This is a genomic window from Bradyrhizobium sp. 138 (assembly GCF_023074075.1).
Lineage (GTDB): Bacteria > Pseudomonadota > Alphaproteobacteria > Rhizobiales > Xanthobacteraceae > Bradyrhizobium.
In genome coordinates this window covers 266,382-292,921 of record NZ_JADPKT010000007.1, presented here as the reverse complement: position 1 = coordinate 292,921, position 26,540 = coordinate 266,382, and the positions used below count along the sequence as shown (strand labels likewise).

At 65.2% G+C, this 26,540-nt stretch carries 27 protein-coding genes; 17 read left to right on the top strand and 10 right to left on the bottom strand.

What is annotated here, in order from left to right:
• Positions 1–55: 55 nt before the first annotated feature.
• From IVA79_RS05810 to IVA79_RS05795, 4 genes are all read left to right on the top strand, one after another.
• Positions 56–718, top strand: a complete 663-nt coding sequence (locus IVA79_RS05810; protein WP_247550882.1) for a glutathione S-transferase family protein — start codon at positions 56–58, stop codon at positions 716–718.
• Between the two features lie 294 nt (positions 719–1,012).
• Positions 1,013–1,204 carry a hypothetical protein gene (locus IVA79_RS05805; RefSeq protein WP_247550881.1) on the top strand — a complete coding sequence of 64 codons (192 nt, stop codon included), beginning with the start codon at positions 1,013–1,015 and terminating at the stop codon, positions 1,202–1,204.
• 174 nt (positions 1,205–1,378) lie between these two features.
• Positions 1,379–2,389, top strand: coding sequence for a hypothetical protein (locus IVA79_RS05800; RefSeq protein ID WP_247550880.1), 1,011 nt, complete (start codon positions 1,379–1,381; stop codon positions 2,387–2,389).
• 42 nt (positions 2,390–2,431) lie between these two features.
• Complete coding sequence (locus tag IVA79_RS05795) at positions 2,432–2,872, top strand: DUF1489 domain-containing protein (RefSeq protein WP_247315332.1); 441 nt, start codon at positions 2,432–2,434, stop codon at positions 2,870–2,872.
• Here IVA79_RS05795 and panC read toward each other — a convergent pair.
• Positions 2,869–3,720, bottom strand: a complete 852-nt coding sequence (gene panC / locus IVA79_RS05790) for a pantoate--beta-alanine ligase (protein WP_247550879.1) — start codon at positions 3,718–3,720, stop codon at positions 2,869–2,871. The two genes, IVA79_RS05795 and panC, sit on opposite strands and share 4 nt — an antisense overlap.
• 283 nt (positions 3,721–4,003) lie before the next feature.
• Here panC and IVA79_RS05785 point away from each other — a divergent pair, with 283 nt between their 5' ends.
• The 4 genes from IVA79_RS05785 (at position 4,004) to IVA79_RS05770 (ending at position 7,809) form a co-directional block, all read left to right on the top strand.
• Positions 4,004–4,927: a division plane positioning ATPase MipZ gene (locus IVA79_RS05785; protein WP_247550878.1), complete on the top strand. Its 924-nt coding sequence runs from the start codon at positions 4,004–4,006 to the stop codon at positions 4,925–4,927.
• A gap of 340 nt (positions 4,928–5,267) precedes the next feature.
• The gene (locus IVA79_RS05780; RefSeq protein WP_247550877.1) at positions 5,268–6,128 is read left to right on the top strand and encodes an alpha/beta fold hydrolase; all 861 of its coding nucleotides are present in this window, start codon (positions 5,268–5,270) and stop codon (positions 6,126–6,128) included.
• Between the two features lie 133 nt (positions 6,129–6,261).
• The gene (locus IVA79_RS05775) at positions 6,262–7,011 is read left to right on the top strand and encodes a VWA domain-containing protein (protein WP_247550876.1); all 750 of its coding nucleotides are present in this window, start codon (positions 6,262–6,264) and stop codon (positions 7,009–7,011) included.
• 72 nt (positions 7,012–7,083) lie between these two features.
• On the top strand, positions 7,084–7,809 hold the full coding sequence (locus IVA79_RS05770; RefSeq protein WP_247550875.1) for a DnaJ domain-containing protein: 726 nt from the start codon (positions 7,084–7,086) through the stop codon (positions 7,807–7,809).
• 235 nt (positions 7,810–8,044) lie between these two features.
• Here the strand turns inward: IVA79_RS05770 and IVA79_RS05765 are convergent, their stop codons facing one another.
• Positions 8,045–9,880 carry a D-alanyl-D-alanine carboxypeptidase gene (locus IVA79_RS05765; RefSeq protein ID WP_247550874.1) on the bottom strand — a complete coding sequence of 612 codons (1,836 nt, stop codon included), beginning with the start codon at positions 9,878–9,880 and terminating at the stop codon, positions 8,045–8,047.
• 387 nt (positions 9,881–10,267) lie between these two features.
• Between IVA79_RS05765 and IVA79_RS05760 the strand changes: the two genes are divergently transcribed.
• Positions 10,268–10,606: a phasin family protein gene (locus IVA79_RS05760; protein ID WP_247550873.1), complete on the top strand. Its 339-nt coding sequence runs from the start codon at positions 10,268–10,270 to the stop codon at positions 10,604–10,606.
• A 74-nt stretch (positions 10,607–10,680) separates the two neighbouring features.
• Here the strand turns inward: IVA79_RS05760 and IVA79_RS05755 are convergent, their stop codons facing one another.
• Positions 10,681–12,027, bottom strand: coding sequence for a pilus assembly protein (locus tag IVA79_RS05755; RefSeq protein ID WP_247550872.1), 1,347 nt, complete (start codon positions 12,025–12,027; stop codon positions 10,681–10,683).
• 481 nt (positions 12,028–12,508) lie between these two features.
• Here IVA79_RS05755 and clpS point away from each other — a divergent pair, with 481 nt between their 5' ends.
• Together clpS and clpA are read left to right on the top strand one after the other, a co-directional pair.
• Complete coding sequence (gene clpS, locus IVA79_RS05750; protein ID WP_063194953.1) at positions 12,509–12,841, top strand: ATP-dependent Clp protease adapter ClpS; 333 nt, start codon at positions 12,509–12,511, stop codon at positions 12,839–12,841.
• Positions 12,842–13,146: 305 nt separating this feature from the next.
• Complete coding sequence (gene clpA, locus IVA79_RS05745) at positions 13,147–15,555, top strand: ATP-dependent Clp protease ATP-binding subunit ClpA (protein ID WP_247550871.1); 2,409 nt, start codon at positions 13,147–13,149, stop codon at positions 15,553–15,555.
• Positions 15,556–15,624: 69 nt separating this feature from the next.
• Here the strand turns inward: clpA and IVA79_RS05740 are convergent, their stop codons facing one another.
• The 5 genes from IVA79_RS05740 to IVA79_RS05720 form a co-directional block, all read right to left on the bottom strand.
• A complete protein-coding gene (locus IVA79_RS05740; RefSeq protein WP_247550870.1) occupies positions 15,625–16,083 on the bottom strand; it encodes a PEGA domain-containing protein in 459 nt (152 codons plus the stop codon).
• A gap of 129 nt (positions 16,084–16,212) precedes the next feature.
• Positions 16,213–17,634: an MFS transporter gene (locus tag IVA79_RS05735; RefSeq protein ID WP_247550869.1), complete on the bottom strand. Its 1,422-nt coding sequence runs from the start codon at positions 17,632–17,634 to the stop codon at positions 16,213–16,215.
• Between the two features lie 159 nt (positions 17,635–17,793).
• Positions 17,794–18,819 carry an aldo/keto reductase gene (locus IVA79_RS05730; RefSeq protein WP_247550868.1) on the bottom strand — a complete coding sequence of 342 codons (1,026 nt, stop codon included), beginning with the start codon at positions 18,817–18,819 and terminating at the stop codon, positions 17,794–17,796.
• A gap of 115 nt (positions 18,820–18,934) precedes the next feature.
• Positions 18,935–19,165 carry a hypothetical protein gene (locus tag IVA79_RS05725; RefSeq protein ID WP_247550867.1) on the bottom strand — a complete coding sequence of 77 codons (231 nt, stop codon included), beginning with the start codon at positions 19,163–19,165 and terminating at the stop codon, positions 18,935–18,937.
• A 99-nt stretch (positions 19,166–19,264) separates the two neighbouring features.
• Positions 19,265–20,218 carry a helix-turn-helix domain-containing protein gene (locus IVA79_RS05720; RefSeq protein WP_247550866.1) on the bottom strand — a complete coding sequence of 318 codons (954 nt, stop codon included), beginning with the start codon at positions 20,216–20,218 and terminating at the stop codon, positions 19,265–19,267.
• Between the two features lie 180 nt (positions 20,219–20,398).
• Between IVA79_RS05720 and IVA79_RS05715 the strand changes: the two genes are divergently transcribed.
• Together IVA79_RS05715 and IVA79_RS05710 are read left to right on the top strand one after the other, a co-directional pair.
• Positions 20,399–21,415, top strand: a complete 1,017-nt coding sequence (locus IVA79_RS05715; RefSeq protein WP_247550865.1) for a carbon-nitrogen hydrolase family protein — start codon at positions 20,399–20,401, stop codon at positions 21,413–21,415.
• Positions 21,416–21,442: 27 nt separating this feature from the next.
• Positions 21,443–22,483 carry a phenylacetaldoxime dehydratase family protein gene (locus IVA79_RS05710; protein WP_247550864.1) on the top strand — a complete coding sequence of 347 codons (1,041 nt, stop codon included), beginning with the start codon at positions 21,443–21,445 and terminating at the stop codon, positions 22,481–22,483.
• A gap of 4 nt (positions 22,484–22,487) precedes the next feature.
• On the opposite strand, the gene IVA79_RS05705 is transcribed toward IVA79_RS05710, so the two are convergent.
• The gene (locus IVA79_RS05705) at positions 22,488–23,126 is read right to left on the bottom strand and encodes an HAD family hydrolase (RefSeq protein WP_247550863.1); all 639 of its coding nucleotides are present in this window, start codon (positions 23,124–23,126) and stop codon (positions 22,488–22,490) included.
• Between the two features lie 89 nt (positions 23,127–23,215).
• Here IVA79_RS05705 and IVA79_RS05700 point away from each other — a divergent pair, with 89 nt between their 5' ends.
• The 4 genes from IVA79_RS05700 (at position 23,216) to tsaA (ending at position 25,941) form a co-directional block, all read left to right on the top strand.
• A complete protein-coding gene (locus tag IVA79_RS05700) occupies positions 23,216–24,169 on the top strand; it encodes a lytic transglycosylase domain-containing protein (protein WP_247550862.1) in 954 nt (317 codons plus the stop codon).
• Positions 24,170–24,329: 160 nt separating this feature from the next.
• Positions 24,330–25,070 carry an AzlC family ABC transporter permease gene (locus IVA79_RS05695; RefSeq protein WP_247550861.1) on the top strand — a complete coding sequence of 247 codons (741 nt, stop codon included), beginning with the start codon at positions 24,330–24,332 and terminating at the stop codon, positions 25,068–25,070.
• On the top strand, positions 25,067–25,417 hold the full coding sequence (locus IVA79_RS05690; RefSeq protein ID WP_247550860.1) for an AzlD domain-containing protein: 351 nt from the start codon (positions 25,067–25,069) through the stop codon (positions 25,415–25,417). The genes IVA79_RS05695 and IVA79_RS05690 overlap by 4 nt, the downstream gene beginning before the upstream one ends.
• Before the next feature lie 32 nt (positions 25,418–25,449).
• Positions 25,450–25,941: a tRNA (N6-threonylcarbamoyladenosine(37)-N6)-methyltransferase TrmO gene (gene tsaA, locus IVA79_RS05685; protein WP_246919863.1), complete on the top strand. Its 492-nt coding sequence runs from the start codon at positions 25,450–25,452 to the stop codon at positions 25,939–25,941.
• Between the two features lie 117 nt (positions 25,942–26,058).
• Here tsaA and IVA79_RS05680 read toward each other — a convergent pair whose 3' ends face one another.
• On the bottom strand, positions 26,059–26,487 hold the full coding sequence (locus tag IVA79_RS05680) for an HIT family protein (protein ID WP_247550859.1): 429 nt from the start codon (positions 26,485–26,487) through the stop codon (positions 26,059–26,061).
• Positions 26,488–26,540 lie beyond the last annotated feature (53 nt).

Sequence of the window (26,540 nt, the reverse complement as noted above, 5' to 3'; positions counted from 1 at the left end):
AGGCGATGGCGTTAAAAGCGGCTTGTTTCCAAGCGTCCCGGGAAGGATTGATGACATGGCTGCGCTGAAACTCGCGATCGGCAACAAGAACTACTCGTCATGGTCGATGCGGCCCTGGCTCGCGCTTCGCGCCAACGACATCCCGTTCGTGGAGACGCTGATTCCGCTCTACACCGACAATCCCGCGGACAAGGAGCAGATCCTTTCCTTCAGCCGCGCCGGCAAGGTGCCGGTGCTGGTCGACGGCGACGTCACGGTGTGGGATTCGCTCGCCATCATCGAATACGTCGCCGAGCGCTATCCGGAGGTGAAGTTGTGGCCGGACGACGTCGCCGCGCGCGCCCATGCCCGATCGGTGTGCGCCGAGATGCATTCCGGATTCATGGCCTTGCGCAACGAATGCGGCATGAACCTGCATCGCCCCGTACGCCCCGTGACATTGTCGGCGGACGCCAAGGCGAACATCGCGCGCGTGCAGGAGATTTGGCGCGAGTGCCGCACCCGCTATGGCGCGAAGGGACCGTTCCTGTTCGGCCGCTTCGGGGCGGCGGATGCGATGTACGCCCCGGTCGTGCACCGCTTCCGCACCTACGCAATCGAGGTCACGCCCGAGACCAAAATCTACATGGAGGCGATGATGGCGCTGCCGGCGTTCCAGGAATGGACCCGCGACGGGCTGGCCGAAACGCTTGTCATCGCCAAGTTCGAGGACGCCTGATCGCAGGGTCCGACCGGCGGCGCTCCTGGTCCGGAATTGACCCGGGGGCGCACGGGATCACCTAGGCTGCGACCAGCCTGCGACACGCCGCCTGAACGCGCGGCCCCCGGCGGTATCATCGGCCCGCCGGTTCCATCGCTATCGCTCTGAAAAGACTGCAAAATATGCGTGCTTGCCATGCTGGCATGGCGCTGGCCAAAACCGCCGGCCGCATGCTATACAGCGCCTGGGTTTCCGGCCGGCCATCGTAGTGGGACCATGGGCGAGGCAGGCGTTGTTTGAGTGGAGAGGGTGTTGAAGCACAAATTCCCGATTGGAACGCGCGTATTGTTCACGGCCAGCAATATCGCGCGCCCCGCTGCCAGCGGCTCGTATGAGGTCATCCGTCTGCTGCCGACCGACGGCGACGACTGCCAGTACCGGATCAAGAGCTCGACCGAAGCTTTCGAACGCGTCGCCAAGGAAAGCCAGCTCGCGCTCTCCTGAAGCCAGCACGCGCCCCTGAAGGCTGACGCACTCTGCGCATTGGTGCCATCAGAGATTTGAGTCCTGCCGCCGTCAAAAGGCCCGCTTCACCTTCAAAAGGTGGGCCGGGGCAGTTGCCGGCTTGCGGTGCTCGCTTGACCATTCGCTCTCTGCTCGCGTGAGGGGACGTCGCGCATGAACTGGGCATGGGCCACTTCGCTCGACCAAATCTGGCGCTCGCCGGCCTTCCCGATGTGGATGACGCTGGCCGCTGCCGGATTCTTCGGCTTGATCCTGCTGATCACGCTGCTGCGCGCCGAGAAGTCGGTCGCCAACGGCGCGCTGACAGTGATTACGCTGCTGTCCATCGCGATCGCCGGAGCTGCCACCGTGCGCGTCTATGGGCCATTGGGGCAGGACGCGCCGAGCGAAGCGCGCGCGCAAGGTGCTGTCATCGCGAGCCTGCCGGCGCTGTCGTGCCTCGACGATCTCGCCGGCGATGCGGTCGCCATTGGCTGCGAGAAGGCGCTGTTCGGCTCGCCGGATGCTGCGGCTGCGGCTGTGTCCTACACCGCGGCCCGGATCGACCGGCTGACGGCGCTCGGTGAAGCCGCGATCGCCGAGAAGAGCCTGACGATGGAGATCAAGACGCTGCGCAAGGCGCTGGAGCGCGATCGCTACGGCCTCGTGGCGCAGGTGCTGGTCGCGCGCGACGGCTGCACGCCGTTCGACTGCGCCGCGTTCCGCGCGCTGACCGACCAGCAGCAGGTCGCCGCCAACATGGATTCCCACCTCTACGATACGCTGGTCGCGCGCCATGCGCCGACCTGGAACGCGCCCGCGACGGTGCCGCCGATGCCGGCCAATGCGGCGCTCGCCGGGCTGCCGCCCTCGATGCCGACGGGCAAGCCGACCAATGCGGAGTTCCCGAGCGCCTCGTCGACGCCGCCGGTGAGCATCATGAATCCGGAGCCGACGGCGACGACGCGGCAGGCCGCGCCCGCCGCGAATGCAACGACAGCGCCGCGCGCGCCAACGGCTGGCTCCGCACAGGCCGCTGGCGCCGCACAGGCCGCGGCGCCTGCGGCACCACCGGCCGCGAAGAAGCCGCCGGCTCCCAAGGCTGCGCGCGCCCCCGCAGCGCCGGTTCCGCTCGCGCCGCCGCCGGCCACGGCGGCCGCGCCCGCGGCTGCGGATAACGAGTAGATCGGCATTCCCAATGCGGTGCTGCCCGGCTAATGCTGGGGCATGCCGCTACATCTGATCAAGCTCGCCGTCGGCTGCGACTCCGTCAAGGAATTGAAGGAGTGGATCGCCGAACGGATGCAGACCGCCAAGAAGAAGGGTCTGCCGCAACATCACATCCACATCACCCGCATGGTGCCCAAGCGCGACGCCGAGATCCTCGCGGGCGGGTCGCTCTATTGGGTGATCAAGGGCGAGATCGCCGCGCGGGAGAAGATCATCGGCATCGAGCCGTTCCGCGACAAGGACGGCATCGGGCGCTGCCGCATCGTGATGCAGCCGAAGGTGATCTCGGTGTCGCCGCGGCCGATGCGCCCGTTCCAGGGCTGGCGCTATCTCACCGATGATTCCGTGCCGCCCGATCTCGGCAAGTCCGCCGCCGGCTCGATCGCGGCGATGCCGGAGCCGATGCGGCGCGAATTGCGCGATCTCGGGCTGCTCTAAACCGCGATATTGTCGATCAGGCGGGTGCTGCTGAGCTTGGCCGCGACCAGGATCCGCAAGGGACGGTCCTTGCGCGAGCTGACCGGCGCCAGCGTCTCGGCATGGCGGGCCTCGTAATAGTCGAGCGCAAAGCCGGCCGCCTTGATCATCTCGGCGCCGCCGGCCATCGCGGGCGCGAGCGCATCGCCGGCCTTGATCCGCCGCGCGCTCTCCCTCATGGCACGATAGAGGACGGTGGCAGTCTGCCGCTCCTCGAGCGACAGATAGACGTTGCGCGAGGACATCGCGAGCCCATCGCGTTCGCGCACGGTGCGGGAGCCGATCACCTTGACGCCGAGGTCGAGGTCGCGCGCCATCTGCGTCACCACCCGCAACTGCTGAAAGTCCTTTTCGCCGAAGATCGCAAAGTCCGGCCGGCATTGCGTGAACAGCTTGCCGACGACGGTGGCGACGCCGCCGAAGAAGTGCGGGCGGAAGCGGTCCTCGAGGCCGGCGAGCGCCGGCCCCTCCGGCACGATTCGGGTGGCGAAGCCGTCGGGATACATGGCCTTGACGTCCGGATGCCAGACGATGTCGACGTCCTCGGCCGCGAGCTTGGCGATGTCGGCCTTCCAGGTGCGCGGATAGGCGCCGAAATCCTCGGTCGGGGCGAACTGGGTCGGGTTGACGAAGATCGAGACCACGACGCGGCTGGCGCGCCGCTTGGCGAGGCGGACGAGGGACACATGGCCGTCATGGAGGGCCCCCATGGTCGGGACCAGCGCGATCGTGGCCTTTCGCTTGCGGAGATTATCGACGGCGCGGCGCAAGGTGGGGACCGTGCGGACGATCAGGGGGCTTGGTGACATCAGGACTCGACGGGCTTGGGAATCGACGCGCCATGATCTGGCGCGGGGGCGACTAACCTTAACAAGCAGCGATCATGGACGCCATGCATGCGGATGCGGCACAGCATCCCGTGCAAGGCAGCGCACGATGTCGCGACATTGTGGGCTGGATCACAGACGATAATTGGCGCCGCGATTCATGATGAAGAACGGCGCAGTACGATTTGCATAACCTGTCACGCATTTCACTTGACCGCAGACGCGGCCAACTCGAAGATATTCATCAGGGGTGTTGAGGATCGCCATGCTTGTGCAGGCTAGCCAAGGCCAATCCGGCTCGGCGCACGTAGTCGTGCTCGGCAACGAGAAGGGCGGCTCCGGCAAGTCGACGACCGCCCTGCACATCGCGGTTGCGCTCCTGAAGGCCGGCCAGCGCGTCGCCACCATCGACCTCGACTGCCGCCAGCAGAGCTTCACCCACTACATCAACAACCGTTCCGCCTGGGCGCGCCGCACCAAGCTCGACCTCGAACTGCCGGTGCATCGCTGCATCAAGCTCGGCGAGACCATGCAGATCGCCGAGAACGAGAATTCCGAGTTCCAGCAGTTCATGGAGGCGGTCTCGGCAGTCGAGAGCAGCTTCGACTTCATCGTCATCGATACGCCGGGCACCGACAGCTACCTCATGCGGCTCGCGCACTCGATGGCCGACACGCTGGTCACGCCGATCAACGACAGCTTCCTCGATTTCGACGTGCTCGGGACCGTCGATCCCGCCAGCTACGCGGTGACGGGCGAGAGCCATTATGCCGAGATGGTGCGCGACGTCCGCCGCAAGCGCCGCCAGCTCGACGGCTCGACCACCGACTGGATCGTTGTGCGCAACCGCCTGTCGATGCTCGGCTCGCGCAACAAGCAGCTCGTCGCGGAAGGGTTGAAGGATCTGTCGCTGCGGCTCGGCTTCCGCTACGTCGACGGCTTCGCCGAACGCGTCGTCTATCGCGAATTTTTCCCGCGCGGCCTGACCGCCCTCGACGAGATCGACGAGGCCACGCTCGGCATGCGGCCCAATCTCGGCCATCTCACCGCACGGGAAGAGGTGACGAGCCTGCTTCGCCAGCTCAAGCTGCCGCTCGACGAGCGCGGCCGCCGCCGCGCCGCCAACCGGGCCGAGTGGTTCAACCAGATCGACAAGCCGCTCGAAGTCCACGACATCCTGGGCGCCTGAGGGGTATATCGCTACTTCCGATCGATCTGCCGGCCTGGTTCCCGCGGGAACCCTGGTCGCGTTCGACCGTTTTCATTCAATGTTTACTGCGAAATTGAACCCGATCGAGACTGGTTGCGTCCGATAGTTGGCTGCACCCTGACGTAGCGTAGGAATAAGCGAGTGCCCAGAAAACGTGTGCGCCGCACAACGAAAGGGCTGCCGGTTCACAATATTTGGCCTTCCTGTCACGCGCCTGTGACATATATTAGCGAATAGGCGACCAGGGGACGAAGAGCTCCGGAAGAACACGATTTTCAACAGGGATTCAGGCCGCAAGCGCCTGAGGCTGAGGACGAAAATGAAGCGTGGAATTGCCGTTCTGGTTTCGGTCAGTGCCCTCTGCGGCGTCGCCTATTTCACGGCGAGCAAGTGGGCGATCAAGCACGAGACCATCACCTTCTACGACGCCTCCCGCGATAATCGTCCGGTGCCCGTCCAAATCGCGGTGCGCCGCGACAAGGAAATGCAGGCCAATGCCGGCATGATCACGCTGCCGGTCGCGGTGATCAATCACGGCAATACCGTCAAGAACACCGAGTACGGCTTCCTCGCCAACATCTTCGCTGCGCGCGGCTACATGGTCGTGAGCCCGCAGCACGACCTGCCGACCGATCCTCCGATGGTCACCAAGCCCGGTGAGCTCTATGTCGGCCGGCTGCCGCAGATCCTGCGCGGCGTCGCCAATATTCATCTCGCCATGCAGGAGATGAAGAAGGTTCAGGCCAACGCCGACTACGCAAAGGTGACGATGGTCGGCCACTCGATGGGCGGCGACATCACGATGTATTTCGCCAAGCAGTATCCGGATGAGGTCAAGAAGGTCGTCACGCTCGACAATCTGCGCGTGCCTTTCGTCACCGCGGGCAAGTTCAAGATCCTGTCGTTCCGTTCGCAGGATCCGCAGTTCAAGGCCGATGCAGGCGTGCTCCCGACCGACGAGGAATGCGAGAAGGCGGGTATCCAGGTCGTAAAGACCGAGTTTCAGCACAACGACATGCGCGACACCGGTCCGGATGTCGCCAAGAACTCGATCCAGAGCATGCTCGACAAATTCCTGAGCGCGACCGACAGCGAGATCGCGCCGGTCGACACGCAATCGACGCCGCCCAACATCCTCGAGCCTGGCCCGGTCGCGCTGATGGCGCCTGCCAAGGGCTAGCATCGAGAGCAGGCGTCTCGCCACCGATTGTACGGATTTCCCAAGCCCCCGCCGGTCTCCGCCCGCGGGGGCTTTGCACATTGACCGGGCTGCCCGCGCTGACCACATTAGCCACTCACGTAAGGGGCGAGCGATGTCGGGCGAACCCATCAAGCCGCGCCGCGGCGATGCCGTCTCGGCGCAAGCAGGCGGCGCGGTTCCGCAGGCCGGAACGTCGACCGCGGAGGACATTGCGGCTTTCGTCGCCAAGGCGCGGGCGCTGTCGCCCCATGCGCCGGGCGCGAAGGGGCGACTGATCTTCGCGTTGGACGCGACGATGAGCCGGCAGCCCACCTGGGACATGGCCTGCGCGCTTCAGGCCGACATGTTTCGCGAGACCGCGGCACTCGGCAGTCTCGATATCCGGCTCGTCTACTATCGCGGTCTGAACGAGTGCCGCGCCACGGGGTGGATCTCCGACAGCGATAAGCTTGCGGCGTTGATGAGCAAGATCGATTGCCGCGGCGGCGACACCCAGATCGGCAAGGTGCTGAGCGAGGCGCGGCGCGAAGCGGTCGCATCGGGCGTGCGCGCCGTCGTCTTCGTCGGCGATGCCATGGAGGAGAAGGTCGACGAGCTCTGCGCCAAGGCCGGCGAGCTCGGCATGCTCAACGTGCCGGTGTTCGTGTTTCAGGAAGGCCATGACGCGGTCGCCGAGCAGGCCTTCCGCGAGATCGCGCGCCTGACCGGCGGCGCCTGGTGCCGGTTTGATCCGGGCGCGGCGGCGCAGTTGCGCGAGCTGCTGCGGGCCGCCGCGGCCTATGCCGCCGGCGGCCGCGAGGCATTGTTGAAATTGGCGAAGACCGCGAGCGGCGCGGCCAAGCTGATCGGCCAGATGAAATAGCGCTCAGGACCGTCGCGGCGCGCGGCGGGCGCATACCATGCATTTTGCCGCGAGGGCGACTATATTCCTGGCATGACCCTGATCGCCGGCGCTGTCGCTGTTATCACGCTTTACCTGCTGCTCCAGATGTTCCGCGCCGCCAACCCGGCGGTGCTGGCGCGTGCCATCAGGTTCGGTGGCGGCGTGGTGGCGCTGGCGGTCGCAGCGTTCACGGGCTTGCGGGGCGAGCTGGCGGTGGCGATTCCGCTCGGGATTTTCGGCGCCGGGCTGCTGGGCTGGACACCGCTGGCAAACACCGCCTTCGGCAATATCGGCGGGCTATTCGGCGGCGGTGCTGCGCCCGCGTCAGGGCAGGCCTCGCGCGTGCGCTCGCAATTCCTGGACATGCGGCTCGACCACGACAGCGGCCAGCTTGGCGGGCAGATCGTCGCCGGGCCTCACGCCGGGCGCGATCTCGGCGAGTTCGATCTCGCCGGCCTTTTGGCCATGGTCCCGACGTTCGACGCCGAGAGCGTGGCCTTACTTGAAAGCTATCTGGACCGCCGGTTTCCCGCTTGGCGTCAGAACGCGCAGGGCGACGCGGCAGGGGGGCAGCGCCGCACGGCGGCGAGCGGCAAAATGACGGCGGAGGAGGCCTATCAGATCCTTGGCCTGCAGCCGGGTGCGGGGCGCGACGACATCAGCCGGGCGCACAAGTCCCTGATGAAGAAACTCCATCCCGACCAGGGGGGCTCGAACTATCTCGCTGCCCGGGTAAACGAGGCCAAGGATACTCTGCTTCGTACGCATAACGGCTAACTCCGGCACCACGCCACAAACGCCCGTACCGTGTGAGCTCCGCTTGCTCCGTTTGCCGTCGCCCCGATGCCCGCCATTTCGGCGTGGTCGATCCCTTGAGCAAAGTTTTAACCGTAAATTCTTGACGAGAGGTTGTCGCGGAACAGCCTTGTCATGAACAGCCTGCATCACCGCGTCCCAAAACGAAAATGCCCGCGCTAGGCGCGGGCATTTTGTCTCGAACGGGGGGAGAAGATCAGTTGCGGACGGTGATGCAGGAGATCTCGGCGCGCTTCAGGGTGCGGCAGACCGCTTCGGCCTGGTCGCGCTCGAGGCCGGCGAAGCGGGCGCGGTAGAGCTTGCGATTGTCCTTGGCGACGACAGGCTCGGTGAACGGATCGGCCTTGCTGAGCAGGCCGCGGGCCGAGCTGCGCGCGGCGTCAATGCGCTGCTGGGCTTCGTTCTCGCTCTCGAGCGCGCCGACCTGGACGATCCAGCCGCTATGGACCGGCTTGGTGGTGGCGCTCATCTGGATCGGCGCAGGATCGGCGGAGGCGAGCTTCGGAGCGGCCGGGGCGGGCGCGGCGGCCGTTGCGGCCGGCAGCACCCCGAGGATGCCGTTGCCGGTGCCGAAGCCTGTCGGCTGCCGCGGCATTTCGCTACGGGCAGTCTCGGCCTTCGGCGCTTCCGGCTGGCTGACGATCTCGGGCTTGTTGATGAGATCGGCCCGGGCGACCACGGCGCCGGAGGTTTCCGCGACGTCGGAACGGGACGGAATAGCGTTGGTGACCGGCGGGGCGACCTGAGTGGGAGCGGCGGAGGCGACCTTCACGGCGCCGGCCTTGACCTGAACCGTCTTGACCCGAACCGGCTTCATCGGCTCGGACGAGCCGGGGATGATGGAGAGCGGCTGGCTCGAGATCACGCCATTGGTGAGCGGCGCGGGCTCGATCCTGGATTCCGTCGGCCGAACCTCGGGTTTGGCTTCGGGTTTGGGCTGGGCCGGCGGCACCGCTGCCGTCGCAGCCGCCAGCGTCGTCAGACGCGCGGCCAGACGCGACGGGGCGGCTTCGGGAGCAGGAGCGGCTGCGGCCTGAACCTGCGGCGCGGGGCGTGCCGGCGTATCCGATGCGGCGGCGACCTCGACATTGGCGTCAGCGCCGTTGCGCTCGGTGACCGCGGCAACGGTGTGGGTGGTCGCGCCCTTTTCGAGATTCTCGGCGAGCAGGTTGCGCATGATGGCATCGCGCGAGCCGCCGCTGCGGCCGCCGAGCACGACGCCGATCAAATGGCGGTTGCCGCGGCGCATCGAGCTGACAAGGTTGAAGCCGGAGGCGCGGGTGTAGCCGGTCTTGATGCCGTCCACGCCCTCGACGCTGCCGAGCAGGTGATTGTGATTGCGGATCGACTGTCCCCGCCAGTTGAACGTGGAGGTCGCGAAATAGCGATAATAGCGCGGGAAGCGCTCCTGGATGGCGCGGCCGAGCGTGGCCTGGTCGCGCGCGGTCGTCACCTGCTCGTCGTTGGGAAGGCCGTTGGCGTTGCGGTACACCGTCTTGGACATGCCGAGCGCGCGGGCTTTGCGCGTCATCATCTGGGCGAAGTCGTCCTCGTCGCCGGCGATGGCTTCCGCGATCACGACCGCGGCGTCGTTGGCGGAGCGGGTGACGAGACCCTTGATCGCATCCTCGACACGGATGGTCTGGCCGGCACGCAGGTTCAGCTTGGTCGGATCCTGATCGGCGGCGTGCTTGGACACCGGCATCTCGGTGTCGAGTTTCATCTTGCCGGACTCGAGGCGCTCGAACAGCAGATAGAGCGTCATGATCTTGGTCAGCGAGGCGGGGTGGCGGATCCCGTCGGGGCTCGTTGCCTGCAGCACCGCGCCGGAATTGCCGTCGACGATGATGGACGCGAATTTCGGGCTGGAGCTCTCGGACACATCGCGCTGCACCCGATGGTGCGCGTAGTGGCGGCGATGACGCCGCGCCTCGGCGGCATCGGTGGTGAAGATGACCGCAGTGGTGACCGTAAGAAGCCCGAAAACGCCAACCCGCGCCAAGCGCGAGGAAGACAAGTTTTTACGAAGCATGGAACCCCGTCCCCGTTTCTGACTTGATCACCGGCTCGTGAGGCGAAATTGTGCCCAAGGACCCGGGATCATTACCTGCTCAGGCTGTCCCTCCGCTGGTGTTCGCCGCGGGGGACGTTCGGCCTGAGCCGCTATTCTGGCTAAGGTGATGTTCTCAAACGGCTTTTGACCGTCCGTGGAAGTTGAACACGTCCAGGGAATCAGGGTAGGGGGCCGCGGTTTCCAAAAGCTTAAGGAACTGTTGCGGGAAACCCCGGGAATCTCGGCGATTTCAATCTATTTTTGTGCGTCGCACAAGATTCTTGACTTTTTTGTGCGTTGCACTAATTGTGGGCAGAGTCAGGGAGCCGGGGCTTCCCGACGAGAGCCAGGGAAAAGGATTCCGAAATGTTCAAGGTTGAAGACTTTCAGAACTACGGGAAAGAGCACTTCGAGCAGTACGTCGCCTCCGCGACCTCGGTGCAGCACGGCCTCCATGCGATCGCCAGCGCCTATGGCGACTACACCAAGAAGTCGTTCGAAGACACCAAGTCCTTCGTCGAGAAGCTTTCCGGCGTGAAGTCGCTGGACAAGGCCATGGAAGCGCAGACCGATTTCGCCCGTTCCGCCTACGAGACCTTCGTTGCGGAATCGCAGAAGATCGCCGGCCTCTACAGCGACCTCGCCAAGCAGGCGTTCAAGCCGGTCGAGACCGTCGTGTCGAAGTTCACCCCGGCCGCCCAGTAATTTTTTCAGGACGTCCTGGAATCGAAAAGCCCGGCTGAACCAGCCGGGCTTTTTGTTTGCGCATGGTCAATCCGTCAGCGCGCCACGCGCAGCTTCGACAGCGAGGTGCCGATGTCCTTGAACACCGAGACGGTCTGGCTGGCCGATGTGACCAGATAGAACTTGTCGCTGCTGCTGGCGCAATATTGCAGCACGCTCGAGGTCGGATCGCTGCCGGTGTTCACCTGCACTGTGTAGATCGTGATGTTCTCGGCCTTGGCGTTGTCGCACAGCTTCTTCTGTCGCGCGTCGATTTGCGAAGCATTGCTGTACCAGCGGTTCTGCGTGTTCAGGCCGTCGGAGAGCAGAACGATCGCGTCCTTGTAGGTGTAGTTCGGATCCTTGGCCGGCGCGTTCATGGGACTGCCGTTCGACAACGTCATCCAGCCCCAGGCCAGGCCGATGCCCTGGTTGGTGTTGCCGGTCGGCTTCATGGCGTCGATGCGGCCCTTGAGCGAGCTCCAATCGTAGCTCAGCGGCATGATCGGTTGCAGATAGGACCAGCTGCCGGAATTGCAGTAGGGATACTGCTCGGCCGGGAAGAGCGTCCCCACATTGCCGCTGGTCGGCGTGGTGTTCTTGGTGTCGTAGTCCTGGTCGCGATCGACCACGCAACCGGTCCAGGTGTCGTGGCTGGCCGGCGTCCACTTCCAATTGTTGCAGTTGTTGGAGTTGCCCGACGCGCAGGTCCAACTGCCGTTGGCGGCATCCCAATCGCTGAAATCGACCCAGTCCTTGTTGTAGTTGCCGGCGCCGACGTTGACGTCCTTGGCGAACGGAACGATCGAGATGTAGACGTCGCCGGTATTCTTGGCGAGCGCGCTGAGCTGATCGACCAGGTTCTTCGCGGCCGTCTGCATCGCCGGCATCTTGCCGTCCTGAGCCATGGAGCCGGTGTTGTCGAGCACCAGGGCCACGCGCATGCGGACGTTACCCCAAGCGCTGGTGGACGTGGTACCGATGCCGAGCGTCGGAAAGCCGGCGATCTTCAGGAAGCTGGTCGTGTAGGTGCCAGTTCCGCTGAGCTGGATCGTGGAGCCTATGCTGGTGCTCGCCGTATAGGTGGCGGCGACGCTGACCGATGGCAGGGTGGCGGTGCCGGTAAACAGCGCGTTGAAATAGGCTTGCGCCTTCGTGCTGATCTGCGACGTGGTGATGGTGCCGGACGACAGATCCTTGGAGAGCATCAGAGCGGCGGAGTCGAGGGCCGCCTGCATGGACGTGCGGGCCTGGACGGCGCGGCTATAGTCCACTGCGGCGCCGACCAGGCTCAGGACCGGGACCAGCGTGATGGCGAAGATCATGGCGATATTGCCTTGTTCGGCCGCCGCGAAGCGGGCGAACTGTCGACCGATCAGGCTGACAAGTGGCGAGCGAAACATGGCGATCCCCGAAATCTGTGGTTTTGCCCGATTTCGCGCCACGCCATTGAATGGTTGGTAAATTGCACCGTAGAAGTCCGGGGTATCCCGGGAGAAACGTCGCAATCGTGTAAAATGGCCAGGTTCCTGGTCAACATGGTCTAACCGGCGCCGCGGAAATTTTTGTCAAATCGGTCCGGGTTGATTAACCTTGGCTGGATCGCCCGGTCCGGGAATCGGGACTGCCGTGGCCGCATCGGCCGCAGTTTTGCGCGCTTGCGGCGAGCCGGGGGCAGGCCCATATTGCTGGCGAACGATCCGGCTTGGACCGGATTGTCGGGAGCGGCGATCCAACAAGGCGGCGCGCCTGCGCCAGGCTCCGAAGGGCGGGGTCGCGCGGTGACCGCCATTCGCTTCCGTGGGGAATTTGAACGCCTGAGCCATGCCGCAATTGACTTCCAGACTCGAACTGTCCGCGCCAGCCGCTGCCTACGCTCCTCGCATGAGCAATGATGAGAACCGTTCGGGCACCCCCTCGGGTCCGAACACGTCGGTCATCACCAAGGTCAAACCCAAGACCAAACGGCCGAACCTCTACCGCGTGCTGATCCTGAACGACGACTACACGCCGATGGAGTTCGTCGTCCACGTGCTGGAGAAGTTCTTCAACAAGGATATCGAGGCCGCGACCAAGATCATGCTGCACGTTCACCATCATGGCATCGGGGAGTGCGGCGTGTTCACCTACGAGATCGCCGAGACCAAGGTGACGCAGGTGATGGATTTCGCCCGCAAGCACCAGCATCCGCTGCAATGCGTGATGGAAAAGAAGTAATCGCGGTCGCGTTCTTTAGAGCGGTTCTGTTCGCGTGGTGTGTGATGGCAGCACAAGCTGCTGCATGATCCCAAGAGCATCGGCACCAGCGTCAACCCTGCCCAATTGGGTAGTTCTGCCCAAATCGGAACGGGTTTTGCATCCAAATCGGAACGGGTTTTGCTTCAAGAATACCGAGGATGTGTCGCCGCCTGAGTCGCGGAACCGGTCTTTCGCCGCGATCTTGTATAACTATATGTGACAAAGGTTGTTGTTGCCTGACCGGGCGATGGCGATCATGATGGTGGGGGCCATAGAGGACGCGAATGCCGACTTTTTCCCAAAGCCTTGAACAATCCCTGCATCGTGCGCTGGCGATCGCAAACGAGCGTCATCACCAATACGCGACGCTCGAGCATCTCTTGCTCTCCCTGATCGACGACTCCGATGCAGCCGCCGTCATGCGCGCCTGTAGCGTCGATCTCGACAAGCTCCGCACGAGCCTGGTTAATTACCTTGAGACCGAATTCGAGAATCTGGTGACGGATGGCGCCGACGACGCCAAGCCGACCGCCGGCTTCCAGCGCGTGATCCAGCGCGCGGTGATCCACGTGCAGTCGTCCGGTCGCGAAGAGGTGACCGGCGCCAACGTGCTGATCGCGATCTTCGCCGAGCGCGAGAGCCACGCCGCGTATTTCCTGCAAGAGCAGGACATGACGCGCTATGACGCGGTCAACTACATCAGCCATGGCATCGCCAAGCGGCCTGGTGTCTCCGAGGCGCGGCCGGTGCGCGGCGTCGACGAGGAGACCGAGGCCAAGGGCAACGAGGACGCCAAGAAGAAGGGCGAAGCGCTCGAGACCTATTGCGTCAACCTCAACAAGAAGGCGCGCGACGGCAAGATCGATCCGGTGATCGGACGCAATTCCGAGATCAACCGCGCGATCCAGGTGCTGTGCCGGCGGCAGAAGAACAACCCGTTGTTCGTCGGCGAAGCCGGCGTCGGCAAGACCGCGATCGCGGAGGGCCTCGCCAAGCGCATCGTCGACAGCGAGGTGCCGGAGGTTCTGGCGGCCGCGACCGTGTTCTCGCTCGACATGGGCACGCTGCTCGCCGGCACCCGCTATCGCGGCGACTTCGAAGAGCGTCTGAAGCAGGTGCTGAAGGAGCTCGAAGCGCATCCCAACGCCATCCTGTTCATCGACGAAATCCACACCGTGATCGGTGCGGGCGCGACGTCGGGCGGGGCGATGGATGCCTCGAACCTGCTCAAGCCAGCGCTTGCCTCGGGCACCATCCGCTGCATGGGCTCGACCACCTACAAGGAATACCGTCAGCACTTCGAGAAGGATCGCGCGCTGGTGCGGCGCTTCCAGAAGATCGACATCAACGAGCCGACGGTCGAGGACGCGATCGCGATCCTCAAGGGCCTCAAGCCGTACTTCGAGGACTACCACCGGCTGAAGTACACCAATGAGGCGATCGAGGCGGCGGTTCAGCTCTCCTCGCGCTACATCCACGACCGCAAGCTGCCGGACAAGGCGATCGACGTGATCGACGAGTCGGGTGCGGCGCAGATGCTGGTCGCCGAGAACAAGCGCAAGAAGACCATCGGCATCAAGGAGATCGAGACCACGATCGCCTCGATGGCGCGGATCCCGCCGAAGAGCGTGTCGAAGAACGACGCCGAGGTGCTCAAGCATCTCGAGCAGACCTTGAAGCGCACCGTGTTCGGTCAGGACAAGGCGATCGAATCGCTCGCCGCTTCGATCAAGCTGGCGCGTGCCGGCCTGCGCGAGCCGGAGAAGCCGATCGGCAGCTACTTGTTCTCGGGTCCGACCGGCGTCGGCAAGACCGAGGTCGCAAAGCAGCTTGCGGCAAGCCTCGGCGTCGAGCTGCTGCGCTTCGACATGTCCGAATACATGGAGCGGCACACCGTATCGCGCCTGATCGGCGCGCCTCCCGGCTATGTCGGCTTCGACCAGGGCGGCCTGCTCACCGACGGCGTCGACCAGCATCCGCATTGCGTGGTGCTGCTCGACGAAATCGAGAAGGCACATCCCGACCTCTACAACGTGCTGCTCCAGATCATGGATCACGGCCGGCTCACCGACCACAACGGTAAGCAGGTCAATTTCCGCAACGTGATCCTGATCATGACGACGAACGCGGGTGCCTCCGATCTCGCCAAGCAGGCGTTCGGCTTCACGCGCTCCAAGCGGGAAGGCGACGACCACGAGGCGATCAACCGGCAGTTCGCGCCGGAATTCCGCAACCGCCTCGATGCCATCGTCTCGTTCGGCCATCTCAGCGTCGAGGTGATCGGCACGGTCGTGGAGAAGTTCGTGCTGCAGCTCGAGGCGCAGCTCGGCGATCGCGACGTCACCATCGAGCTGTCCGAGCCGGCCAAGGCCTGGTTGGTTCAGCATGGTTACGACGAGCAGATGGGCGCGCGTCCCATGGCCCGCGTGATCCAGGAGCACATCAAGAAGCCGCTGGCCGACGAGGTGCTGTTCGGCAAGCTGAAGGGCGGCGGCCATGTTCGCGTCGTTCTCGTCAAGGACGAGGCCGACGAGACCAAGGAGAAGATCGGCTTCGAGTTCGTCGAGGGCCCGGTCACGCCGAAGCACGAGAAGCTGCCGGGCGCCCGCAAGCGTCCGCCGGGCAAGTCCAAGCCAGGCGGCCCCGGCGGTTCGAAGGGGCCGACCTCCAAGGGACCGCTGGTCAAGGCTTGATCTGGGCTAGATGAAATCGAAAAGGCCGGCTGCGAAGCCGGCCTTTTTGTTCTTGGGGCTGGGTGGCCCTTACGTCCCGGCCTCTGGCGCGGCGGCCGGCGGCCGCGGCTTTTTCGGAGCGGCGGGCCGTGCGCTGCGGGCCGGGGCCGACGGCTGCATCGTCACGATGACCGGATTGGGCTTGTGATCGGTTGCCGCCCCGGTCGCGGCATCGACGCCCATGCCGATGACGCCGCCGAGCAGGAGATTGCCGGCGAAGCCGGCGGCCCCTGACGTCGGTATGTCCCGGCTGAGCGGCACGATCTGAGGTTCATAACCTTCCTTCTGGAAGGTGATCGAAATGTCGGCGTTTCGCTTGACGACCACGGAGCAGGGCGTCGTGCAGGTGGTCGGAACCTCCATTCCGCTGACGACGGCTTCCACGCCTGACGGTGTCGATGAGATGCTGATGTTCTCGGTCGTGCCGCGCGTGACAGACGCGCAGCCGCCCAGCATGACGCTGAGCGCCACAATTCCCAATGAACGCATGAAATGCCCCTTGTTCCCCGCGCCACTGAAGCGCAACCGGAGCGCGATGGCAATAGGTCGCATGTCGGGATAGTTAAGCCACGCAGGGGTTGTGCAGGAAACAGCGGGCACCTGGACGTGGGGCCCGTGCTATTCGCCGCGCAGGCGCTGATCGTCCTGCACGCGGACGTGCTCGGCGCCGCGCGCGCCCGCGGGAGACAACCGCATCATGCTCAGCACCGCGCCGCACAGCGCAAATCCGACCCCGGCAAGAAGCGCCAGCCGGGTCCCCTCAACCGGATAGCGTCCGAGCAGCAGTGCCACCAGCGCAGCGCCGGTGGTCTGGCCGAGCAGGCGCGCCGTGCCCAGCATGCCGCTGGCGCCGCCGGCGCGCTCGCGCGGCGCGGCCGCGATCATGGTGCGGTTGTTGGGGGTCTGGAACAGGCCGAAGCCGGCGCCCGCAAGCGCCATCCGCCAGATCACGTCGAACGGCGCAGGCGTCGCGGGCAGGAAGGCGAGCGCGGCGAGGCCGCAGGCGAACAGCGTGAGCCCGATGCCGCCGAGCAGGCCGGCCGGATAACGCTCGACCAGGCGGCCGGCGAGCGGCGCCGCGAACGCCACCGCGATCGGCCAAGGCGTGATCAAGAGGCCCATATGCACGGCCGAATAGCCGAAGCGGCTCTGGAGGTAGAACGGGATCGCGACGAAGGCGAGCATCTGCCCGCAGAACGAGGCGATCGAGGTCGCAATCGACAGCGCGAACACGGGGATGCGCAACAGGTCGACCGGCAGCAGCGGCGAGGTCATGTGGGTCTCGCGCCAGATCAGCAGCGCGCCGGCGACGAGCGCGATGGCGAACTGCACAAGGCAGGTGATCGCGGCTTCGCCGTGGCCGACGCTGTCGACCGCGGCGATGCCGACGCCGAACGTGATCGCGGAAAGTCCCGCGCTCTGCCAGTCGAAAGAACGGCTGGCGGGTCTTGTGTGCGGCAGGCTGCGCAAGCCGATCAGCAATGTCACCGCACCGAGCGGCACGTTGATGGCGAACAGCCAGGGCCAGCTTCCGACCGCGAGAATGCCGGCGGCGAGCGTCGGGCCGACCGCTGCGGAGAAAGCGACGACGAGCGCGTTGAGCCCGATGCCGCGGCCGAGCTGGCTGCGCGGATAGGTAAAACGCACCAGCGCCGCATTGACGCTCATGATGCCGGCCGCGCCAAAGCCCTGGATGATGCGTGCGATGGTCAGCAGCGGCAGCGTATGCGCCAGCGCGCAGAGGGCGGACGCCAGCGTGAACAGCACCAGCCCGACCAGATAGACGCGGCGATAGCCGACGATCTCGCCGAGCGAGGCCAGCGGCAGCAGCGAGATCGTGATCGCGAGCTGGTAGCCGTTGACGATCCAGATCGAGAAGGCCGGGCTCGCGTCGAGGTCGGCCGCGATCGTCGGCAGCGCGACATTGGCGATGGCGCTGTCCACCACCGCCATGATGATGCCGAGCGCAATGGTCAGCACCGCCTGGTTGCGCTGCGGCTGCGGCAGGCCGTCGGCATGCTCGATCGGGGCGGACGACATGATGGCGGGCTTGGTTCGAGCCGTGTTTCATCTCCGGATTAGGAAATTGCGGGATGCATCGCAACCCGGCAGGACACGGACAGTTCCTGTGCCGGAAGCAGTCCTTCCGGCATGGGAAGCATGGGTCGGGAGCGCTTTCCAGAACGCTCTACGGGCTCGCTACACCGCCGGCGGGTTCCGGTCGGTGAAGGTCGTGCGCTGGTGCCAATAGGGATAGGGCAGCGTCACCTTGCTCGCGGCGTCGAGCTTTGCGATCTGGTCCTTGGTCAGCGACCAGCCGACCGCGCCGAGATTTTCGCGGAGCTGCGTCTCGTTGCGCGCGCCGATGATCAGCGTCGACACCGTCGGGCGCTGCAGCAGCCAGTTCAGCGCGATCTGCGATACGCTCTTTCCTGTTTCCTTCGCGATGTCGTCGATGGCCTCGACGACACGAAAGACGTGCTCGTCCGGCACCGGCGGGCCGAAATCGGCCGTCTGGGGCAGGCGGCTCACCTCGGGCTTCGGCTGACCCCTGCGGATCTTGCCGGTGAGGCGTCCCCAGCCGAGCGGCGACCAGACCACGGCACCGACCCCCTGGTCGAGGCCGAGCGGCATCAACTCCCATTCGTAGTCGCGCCCGATCAGCGAATAATAGGTCTGGTTGGCGACGTAGCGCGGGAAGCCGTGCTTGTCGGCAACAGAGAGCGATTTCATCAGGTGCCAGCCGGAGAAATTCGAAACGCCGACGTAGCGGATCTTGCCGGCGCGCACGAGCACATCGAGCGTCGAGAGCACCTCTTCGGGCGGGGTGAAGGCGTCGAAGCCATGAAGCTGGAACAGGTCGATGTAGTCGGTGCCGAGCCGGCGCAGCGAACCGTCGATGGCTGCAAGCAGGTGTTGGCGCGACGAGCCGATGTCGTTGGCACCGTCGCCGAAGCGGAAGGTGGCCTTGGTCGAGACCAGCACCTTGTCGCGGCGGCCTTTGATGGCTTCGCCGAGCACACGCTCGGACTCGCCGAGCGAATAGACGTCCGCGGTGTCGAACATCGACACCCCGGCCTCCAGACAAATGTCGAGCAGGCGCCGGGCTTCGGTCGCGTCCGTCGTGCCCCACGCCGCGAGGCGGCCGACGCCGCCGAACGTGCCGGTCCCGAGACTCAAGGCGGGCACCATGAGGCCCGACCGGCCCAAGCGTCGGTGTTCCATCGATATGCTCCTCGGCTGATTGCTGATTGTTCGTTGCGGCCTTGGCACTGAGGTTAGCGCAAGCGAGCGCCTCGTCCTATCATGCGCTCACATACCGGCCCTGCTTGGGAGCGGCCTAGTCGTGCAGCAGCATGTCATCGAACGCTGCATCGGCGACGTGCGAGCGGACCGCGTTCGCCTGAGCCTCGCTCCGCGTTACGGGTGAGGGAAGGCAGGCGCGTTCGCTGTCATATGTTTGCCGCGGCAGCAGCGTCAGGCCCCAGCCGACCAGAACCAGCACCGCGAGCCGGATCGCGATCACACCCAGCAACAGCTCCGATCCGCTTATCGTGGTGCGAGTCCTCATGCGCGCCAGCCTGATGCAGGCGGCAGGGCCTGACAATCTGGAATTGGCGAGCCTTGTCTTCGCGTTGGACGAAGGCTGCGGCCAATGGCTGCCCGAATCTCAATGCCGCAACTGGCTGTGCCGGAAGTCGCGCGGTGACATCCCGAAATGTTCGCGGAAGACGCGGCCGAAATGCGAGAGGTCGTTGAAGCCCCAGGCGAACGCGATCTCGCTGATGTGGCGATGGGCTAGCACGGGCGAGGCGAGGTCGCGCCGGCATTGGGCGAGGCGTTCGGCGAGGACGTAGCGTTGGAACGAGGTCTCCTCGTCGGCGAGAAGGTCGTTCACGTAGCGCGGTGACATGCCGAGCGCGGCCGCGGTCTCCGACAATGAAAGGTCGGGGTCGGCGAGGTGGGCACGGACGTGCGCCTTGAGCCGGTAGATCAATGCGGAGCGATGGGTCGAGGAGGGCAGCGTGGTCTTGCCGAGCCGCTCGCTCAGTACCATGGCGAGAAGATCGACGGCCTGTTCCGACAGAGCGGCGGCGTTGTCAGAAGCGAGCCGGTCAGCGCTCTGGCAAAGCCGGAAGATGAAATCGTAGGCGAGCCTCTCGAGTGCCTCAGTGCCGAACGACAGCGCAGTCAGCCTCTCGGTGCCGCCGAGCCGGCGCTGCAGCATCTCGCGCGGCACCTTGAAGATGGTTTGCGCGAAAGGATCGTTGAACTTCAGCTCATAGGGCCGCGTCGTGTCATAGAGCGCGAATTCGCCGGGATGAATCACGGTCTCCCGGCCGTCCTGCACCACGCCGCCATCGCCGCGATGGCCGAGCGCGATGAGAACAAAATCCTGGTCCGAGCGCGCGATGCGGGAAGGCGTGCGGAAGACGTGCTGGCGGTCCGAGCGGACCTCGGAGCATACCGCCTTGCCGAGCGAAGCCTGCGTGACCGAGCCGCGAAAGGCGCTGCCGAGATCGGACTTGCAGTCGAGCCCGACGAAGACGTCGCAGACGATGTCCTGCCAGAGGGCGAGCCGCCGATAGGCTGGGCTGCCGTCCGTCGTGAACTGGATTGGCATCTGCAGAGCCTCCCTTTCACATCCTGCGGATCCAGCCCTGGCTGGAGGCAAATCCCGTACCGGTGGGAGGCCGCGTCCAGTCGAGTTTTTGTTCCGCCGCGGTCGAGCGCCGGGCCACCCGCTTTGGCCCAATAGACTGCATCGGAGATGGCTTCCGATCAACCGGCAATGGAGGCGGCAATGGGCATCGAACATCCGAAATACAAGGTGGCGGTGGTGCAGGCGGCGCCGGCCTGGCTCGACCTCGACGCCTCGATCGACAAGTCGGTCGCGCTGATCAGGGACGCCGCCGCGAAGGGTGCCAAGCTGATCGCCTTTCCCGAGGCCTTCATCCCCGGCTACCCCTGGCACATCTGGATGGACTCGCCGGCCTGGGCGATCGGGCGTGGCTTCGTGCAGCGCTATTTCGACAATTCGCTGTCCTATGACAGCCCGCAGGCCGAGCGGCTGCGCGACGAGGTGCGGAAAGCGCAACTCACTGCCGTGATCGGTCTATCCGAACGCGATGGCGGCAGCCTTTATCTCGCGCAATGGCTGATCGGACCTGACGGCGAGACCATCGCAAAGCGCCGCAAGCTGCGACCGACCCATGCCGAGCGCACCGTCTACGGTGAGGGCGACGGTAGCGACCTTGCCGTGCATGCGAGGCCCGACATCGGCCGTCTCGGCGCGCTGTGCTGCTGGGAGCATCTTCAGCCGCTGTCCAAATACGCGATGTACGCACAGAACGAGCAGGTGCACGTCGCGGCCTGGCCGAGCTTCTCGCTCTACGATCCCTTTGCGCCGGCGCTCGGGGCCGAGGTCAACAATGCCGCCTCGCGCGTTTATGCGGTGGAGGGCTCCTGCTTCGTGCTCGCACCTTGCGCGACCGTGTCGCAAGCGATGATCGATGAGCTCTGCGATCGGCCGGACAAGCATGCGCTGCTGCATGCCGGCGGCGGTTTTGCCGCGATCTACGGCCCCGACGGCAGCCAGATCGGTGACAAGCTCGCGCCGGATCAGGAGGGGCTATTGATCGCCGAGATCGACCTCGGCGCCATCGGCGTCGCCAAGAACGCGGCAGATCCGGCCGGACATTATTCGCGGCCCGACGTGACGCGGCTGCTGCTCAACAAGAAGCGGTACCAGCGCGTCGAGCAGTTCGCATTGCCGGTGGATACCGTCGAGCCCACGGACATTGCCGCGGCGGCGAGTTGATTGCCGGGATCGAAGGGAGGTACGATCATGGAATCCGCAATTCCTCTGCATCTCGAGACCGTGCGCATGCGCCACAAGCGCGTGCCGGACGACTACCAGCCGCCGTATCCGTCCTTCGTGGCGCGCTACAAGCCGGCCGTGAGCCGCGTCGTGATGGCCTATTTCGGCGTGCAGTATCGCGGAGCGGCGCCGTCGAGCGCGAGCGAAGCGCTGGCTGAGATCGCGGAGCGGTTTTCCGCAGAAGGCGGCCCATCGCATTGGGACCGCGCGCACCATGTCGACCAGGCCGGCTACGAGACCATCGTCTCGGTAGGCTATTGGGACGACATCGCATGCTTCGACGCCTGGCTCGAACCGGCGCGCGAGGCCTGGACCGGACAGCAGCGCGAGGGCATCGGCACCTTCATCGAGGTGCTCCGTCCCACCGTTGCACGGCACGAGACGCTGTTCTCCTCGCCCGACCGGCCGGAGGGCGTTGCGGTGATTGCCGATAGCATGAGCGGCGAGGTGCAGGAGCACGCCTATTGGGGCGGCATGCGCGATCGCATCCCGCTGTCGCAGACCGATCCGATGTCGCCCGGTGGTGCCCCGGAGCTGATCCGCGACGGCGGGCGTCTGCGCGTGAAGGCGCACGACAATCTTTGCCTGATCCGTTCCGGGCAGGATTGGAGCGATACGGAAGCATCCGAGCGAAAGCTCTATCTCGACGACGTCGAGCCTGTACTGCGCGAGGGCATGGACTTCCTGCGCGACGACGGCCTGGCGATCGGCTGCTACGCCAACCGCTACATGCGCCTGCTGTCGGCCGACGGCAGCGTGAGCGAAAAGTCCTACGGTCAGAGCTGGTGGAAGAGCCTGGCGGCACTCGAACGCTGGGCGGAGTCGCATCCGACCCATGTCCGGATTTTTGGCGCGGCGATGAAGTATCTATCCACGCTCGGCCCATCAGCCAAGCTGCGGCTCTATCACGAGGTCACGGTGGCGGCGGCGGACGAGCAGTTCTTCGAATATCTGAACTGTCACCCGAAGACGGGCATGCTGGCGGCGGTGGAGACCGTCGGCGCCTGACAGCCTAGGCCGCGCAATGCCCCAGCAGCTCGGGATGCGCGGCGCAGATGTGATGCGCGCCGGCGTCCCTGAGCTCGGCCTCGCTGCCATAGCCATAGAGCACGCCGATGGCGGTCATGCCGTTGGTCCTGGCGCCGACCACGTCGTGGCTGCGGTCGCCGATCATGATTGCGCTGCTCGCATCGACCTTGGTCTCGTCGAGCGCGTAGCGCAGCAGGTCGCGCTTGTCGACGTGCGTGCCGTCGAGCTCGGAGCCGAACACGCGCTCGAAATAGGGTTTCAGGCCGAAATGATCGACGATGCGGGTGGCGTAGACCGCAGGCTTGCTGGTCGCGACGAACATGCGCTGACGTGTCGCGGCGAGCGAGGATAATGTCTCCGTAATGCCGCTGTAGGCCTCGTTCTCGAACAGGCCGATGTCGCTGAAGCGCTCGCGATAGAGCAGCAGCGCGCGGTCGGCGAGCTCGTCGGTTCCGGTGAGCCTCTTCAGGCTCGCGTGCAGCGGCGGCCCGATGCACCAGGTCAGCTCGTCCTCGCTCGGCACCGCGACGTCCAGCCGCTCCAGGGCGTACTGGATCGAGCGCGTGATCCCGGGCTTCGGGTTCGTGAGCGTGCCGTCGAGATCAAAAAAGATTGTCACCATCCGGGCGGGACCTGCGTTGATACTGCCGTCTGTTGCTAGTTGGCTGGGGTTTCAAGTCAAGGTCCGATTTGTCCTGTAGCGTCAGAGCCATGCGAATAGCCCGGGTTATTGCTGTCTTGTGCCAGGCCCTCGTGCTGTCGCCGGCGCTCGCGGAGGAGACGCTGCCGCCCGCCGCGCCTCCGAAGGCGGAGGAGCCCGCGAAGCCAGCCGAGACACCAAAGAACGAGCGTGAGAGCGATACGCGGGAATCGATCTGCCTGATCGTGGAGGCGGCCGCGCGCGATGCCAATCTTTCACTGGAATTCTTCGCCCGGGTGATCTGGCAGGAGAGCCGCTTCCAGGCCGATGCCGTGGGCCCGATGACGCGCAACGGCGAGCACGCACAGGGGATCGCACAATTCATGCCGGGCACCGCAAGCGAGCGCGGGCTGCTCAATCCGTTCAATCCGGTGCAGGCGCTGCCGAAGTCGGCGGAGTTCTTGAACGAGCTGCGCAATCAGTTCGGCAATCTCGGCCTTGCCGCGGCCGCCTACAATGCCGGCCCGCGGCGCGTGCAGGAATGGCTCGCCGGCACCGGGCCGATGCCGGAGCAGACCCGCAACTACGTCTACGCCATCACCGGCACGAGCGTCGATGCCTGGGCCAAGGCAGGAGCGACCGGCAAGGGACCGCCGAGTTCGCCGCCAACGAGCTGCCGCGATCTGATGGCGCTGCTCAAGCGTGCACCGAATGCCTTCGTCGCCGAGCTCGAGCAGCATGTGGAGCTTGCGGCCGCAAAAGCATGGGGCGTCCAGCTCGCCGCCGGCTTCGACCGCAACAGGGCGCTGGCGATGTACTCCCGCGCCGTGACGCGGCTCAGCACGGTGATCGGCGAGCGCGATCCGAGCCTGCTGTCATCTGTGATGCGCAGCCGCGGCACGCGCGCGTTCTACCAGGTGCGCATCGGTGCTGAGACGCGCAGCGAAGCGGATGATCTCTGCAACCGGATCAGGAAGGCGGGCGGGGCGTGCTTCGTGCTGAGGAACAGGGGTGTGAGCGGGTAGGCATTCCTCTCTGCTCGTCATTCCGGGTTCGGCTCTCCGAGCCGCCCCGGATGACATCGGGGGATATGTCACGCATGCCAGCCCCGCCGCCGGCTTCCTTGACGCGCGCCGCTGCATCGCACGTTATGCGGGCACGAGTCCTCACCCGGCCAAACTTCCCGTGGCGCTTCCACCGCTCGATTCACCGCAATGGAATAGCCGCTGGCTTGCCTTCGGCTGGGGCCTGCGCTCGATCACGCAGACGATCCTCACCATCGTGCTGTTCGTGACCTATCTCGGCATCGGCGCGCTCGCCCATGACACTCATTTCAGCCTGGCCTGGGCGCTCTGTTCCACGCTGTTCGTCTGGGCGGGGCCGGCGCAGATCATTCTGATCACCACGCTCGGCTCCGGCGCCACCATCATTCAGTCGGCGATTGCAGTCACCGTCAGCGCAATCCGTCTGTTTCCGATGGTCGTCTCGGTGCTGCCTCTGATGCGCACACGGGCGACCAAACGGCGGGAGCTGATCTTCGCCGCGCATCTCACCGCGGTGACGCTGTGGGTCGAATGCCACCGCTTCCTGCCGCAGGTGCCGCGTGAGCGGCGGATCGCCTTCGTTCACGGCCTCGGCTGTGGTCTCGTCTCGGTGTGCCTCGTCGCCAACACGGTCGGCTATTTCCTCGCCGCCAACCTGACCCAGACGCTGGGAGCGGCGATCCTGCTGCTGACGCCGCTGTCCTTCCTGTTCTCGACCGCGCGCAACAGCCGCGAGGTCGCCGATGTCGTCGCCCTCGTGCTGGGCATCTTGCTGTATCCGCTGGCCGCCAAGATGAACTCCGGCGTCGATATCCTGGTCAGTGGGGTGGTGGCCGGCACGATGGCCTATGGCGTGCATTGGTGGCGAGAGGTGCGCGCATGAGCTACGCGCAGCTCATCGGCGACTGGCAGGCACTCGTCGTGCTGTTCGTCGCTGGCGTCATCCCCAACCAGATCTGGCGCATGCTGGGCCTGTGGTTCGGCGGCGGCATCGACGAAGGCTCCGAGCTGCTGGTCTGGGTGCGGGCGGTCGCAACCGCAATCCTCGCCGGCGTCATCGCCCAGATCGTGGTCGAGCCGCCGGGCGCGCTGGCCAGCGTGCCTGATACCCTGCGCTATGGTGCGGTGGCGGCCGGCCTCGTCGCCTTCCTGCTGGCCCGCCGCTCGATCTTTGCAGGCGTCGTGACGGGCGAAGTCTTCATGCTGGCCGGCAAGTGGTGGTTGGGCTAAAAGCGCCAGCGAACAGCTAGGGAACAGGACATATGGTTCGCGAACAGGAGCTCCGCGAGGGCGAGGTCGCCATCGAGCTGCCACCGACGCAGGATGCCGGTCTCGTCTTCATCGGCCGCATCCGCACCCCCTGGGCGTCGCGGCTGGAGACGCCGCGGCAGGGACGTCAGGATGGTCCGGTGTGCCGGCTCGAGATCTTCGAGCCGTTCGTGCCGGCCATCAAGGGCGTCGATTTCTACAGCAATCTCGAGGTGCTGTACTGGCTCGACCAGTCGCGCCGCGACATCATCCTGCAAAGCCCGAAGAACAACGAGAAAACCCGCGGCACCTTCTCGCTGCGCTCGCCGGTGCGGCCCAATCCGATCGGGACATCGATCGTGAAGCTGGTCGGCATCGAGGGAAATGCGATCCTGGTGCGCGGGCTCGACTGCCTCGACAATACGCCACTGATCGACATCAAGCCGGATCGTTGCGAGTTCACGCCACTGGCCGCGCCGCAGAAGGGCGATTTCGAGACGGAGTGAGGAGCGGACCGCCCAACCCCGTCATTGCGAGGAGCTCTTGCGACGAAGCAATCCAGACTATCGCTGTCGAGGCAGCCTGGATTGCTTCGCTTCGCTCGCAATGACAAGTGGAGAGACTTAGCCCGCCTTCAACGCCGCCATCAGCTTGGCTGCCTGCTCTTCCAGCACCTTGGCGTCTTCCTTGCGGCTGGCGGGCGGCAGCATGGCGACGCCGTCGTGGCGCGGCATGACGTGCATGTGCAGGTGAAACACCACCTGTCCGCCGGCGGGCTCGTTGAACTGCTGCACGGTGATGCCGTCGGCGTTGAAGGCCTTCATTGCGGCGGCCGCGATCTTGTGCGCGCCGCGGGCGACATGGGCGTAGTCGTCGGGTTTGATGTCGAGGATGTTGCGGGCAGGGGCCTTCGGGATCACCAGCGTGTGGCCTGTTACCCGCGGCATGATGTCGAGGAAGGCGAGCACGTGCTCATCCTCGTAGACCTTGTAGCAGGGGAATTCGCCGCGCAGGATCTTTGCGAAGATGTTGTTGGTGTCGTAGGTGGTCATGTTAGCTCCCCGGCAGCTCTTCGAGAATTTGCGCTTAATGTCACCAGCAATTG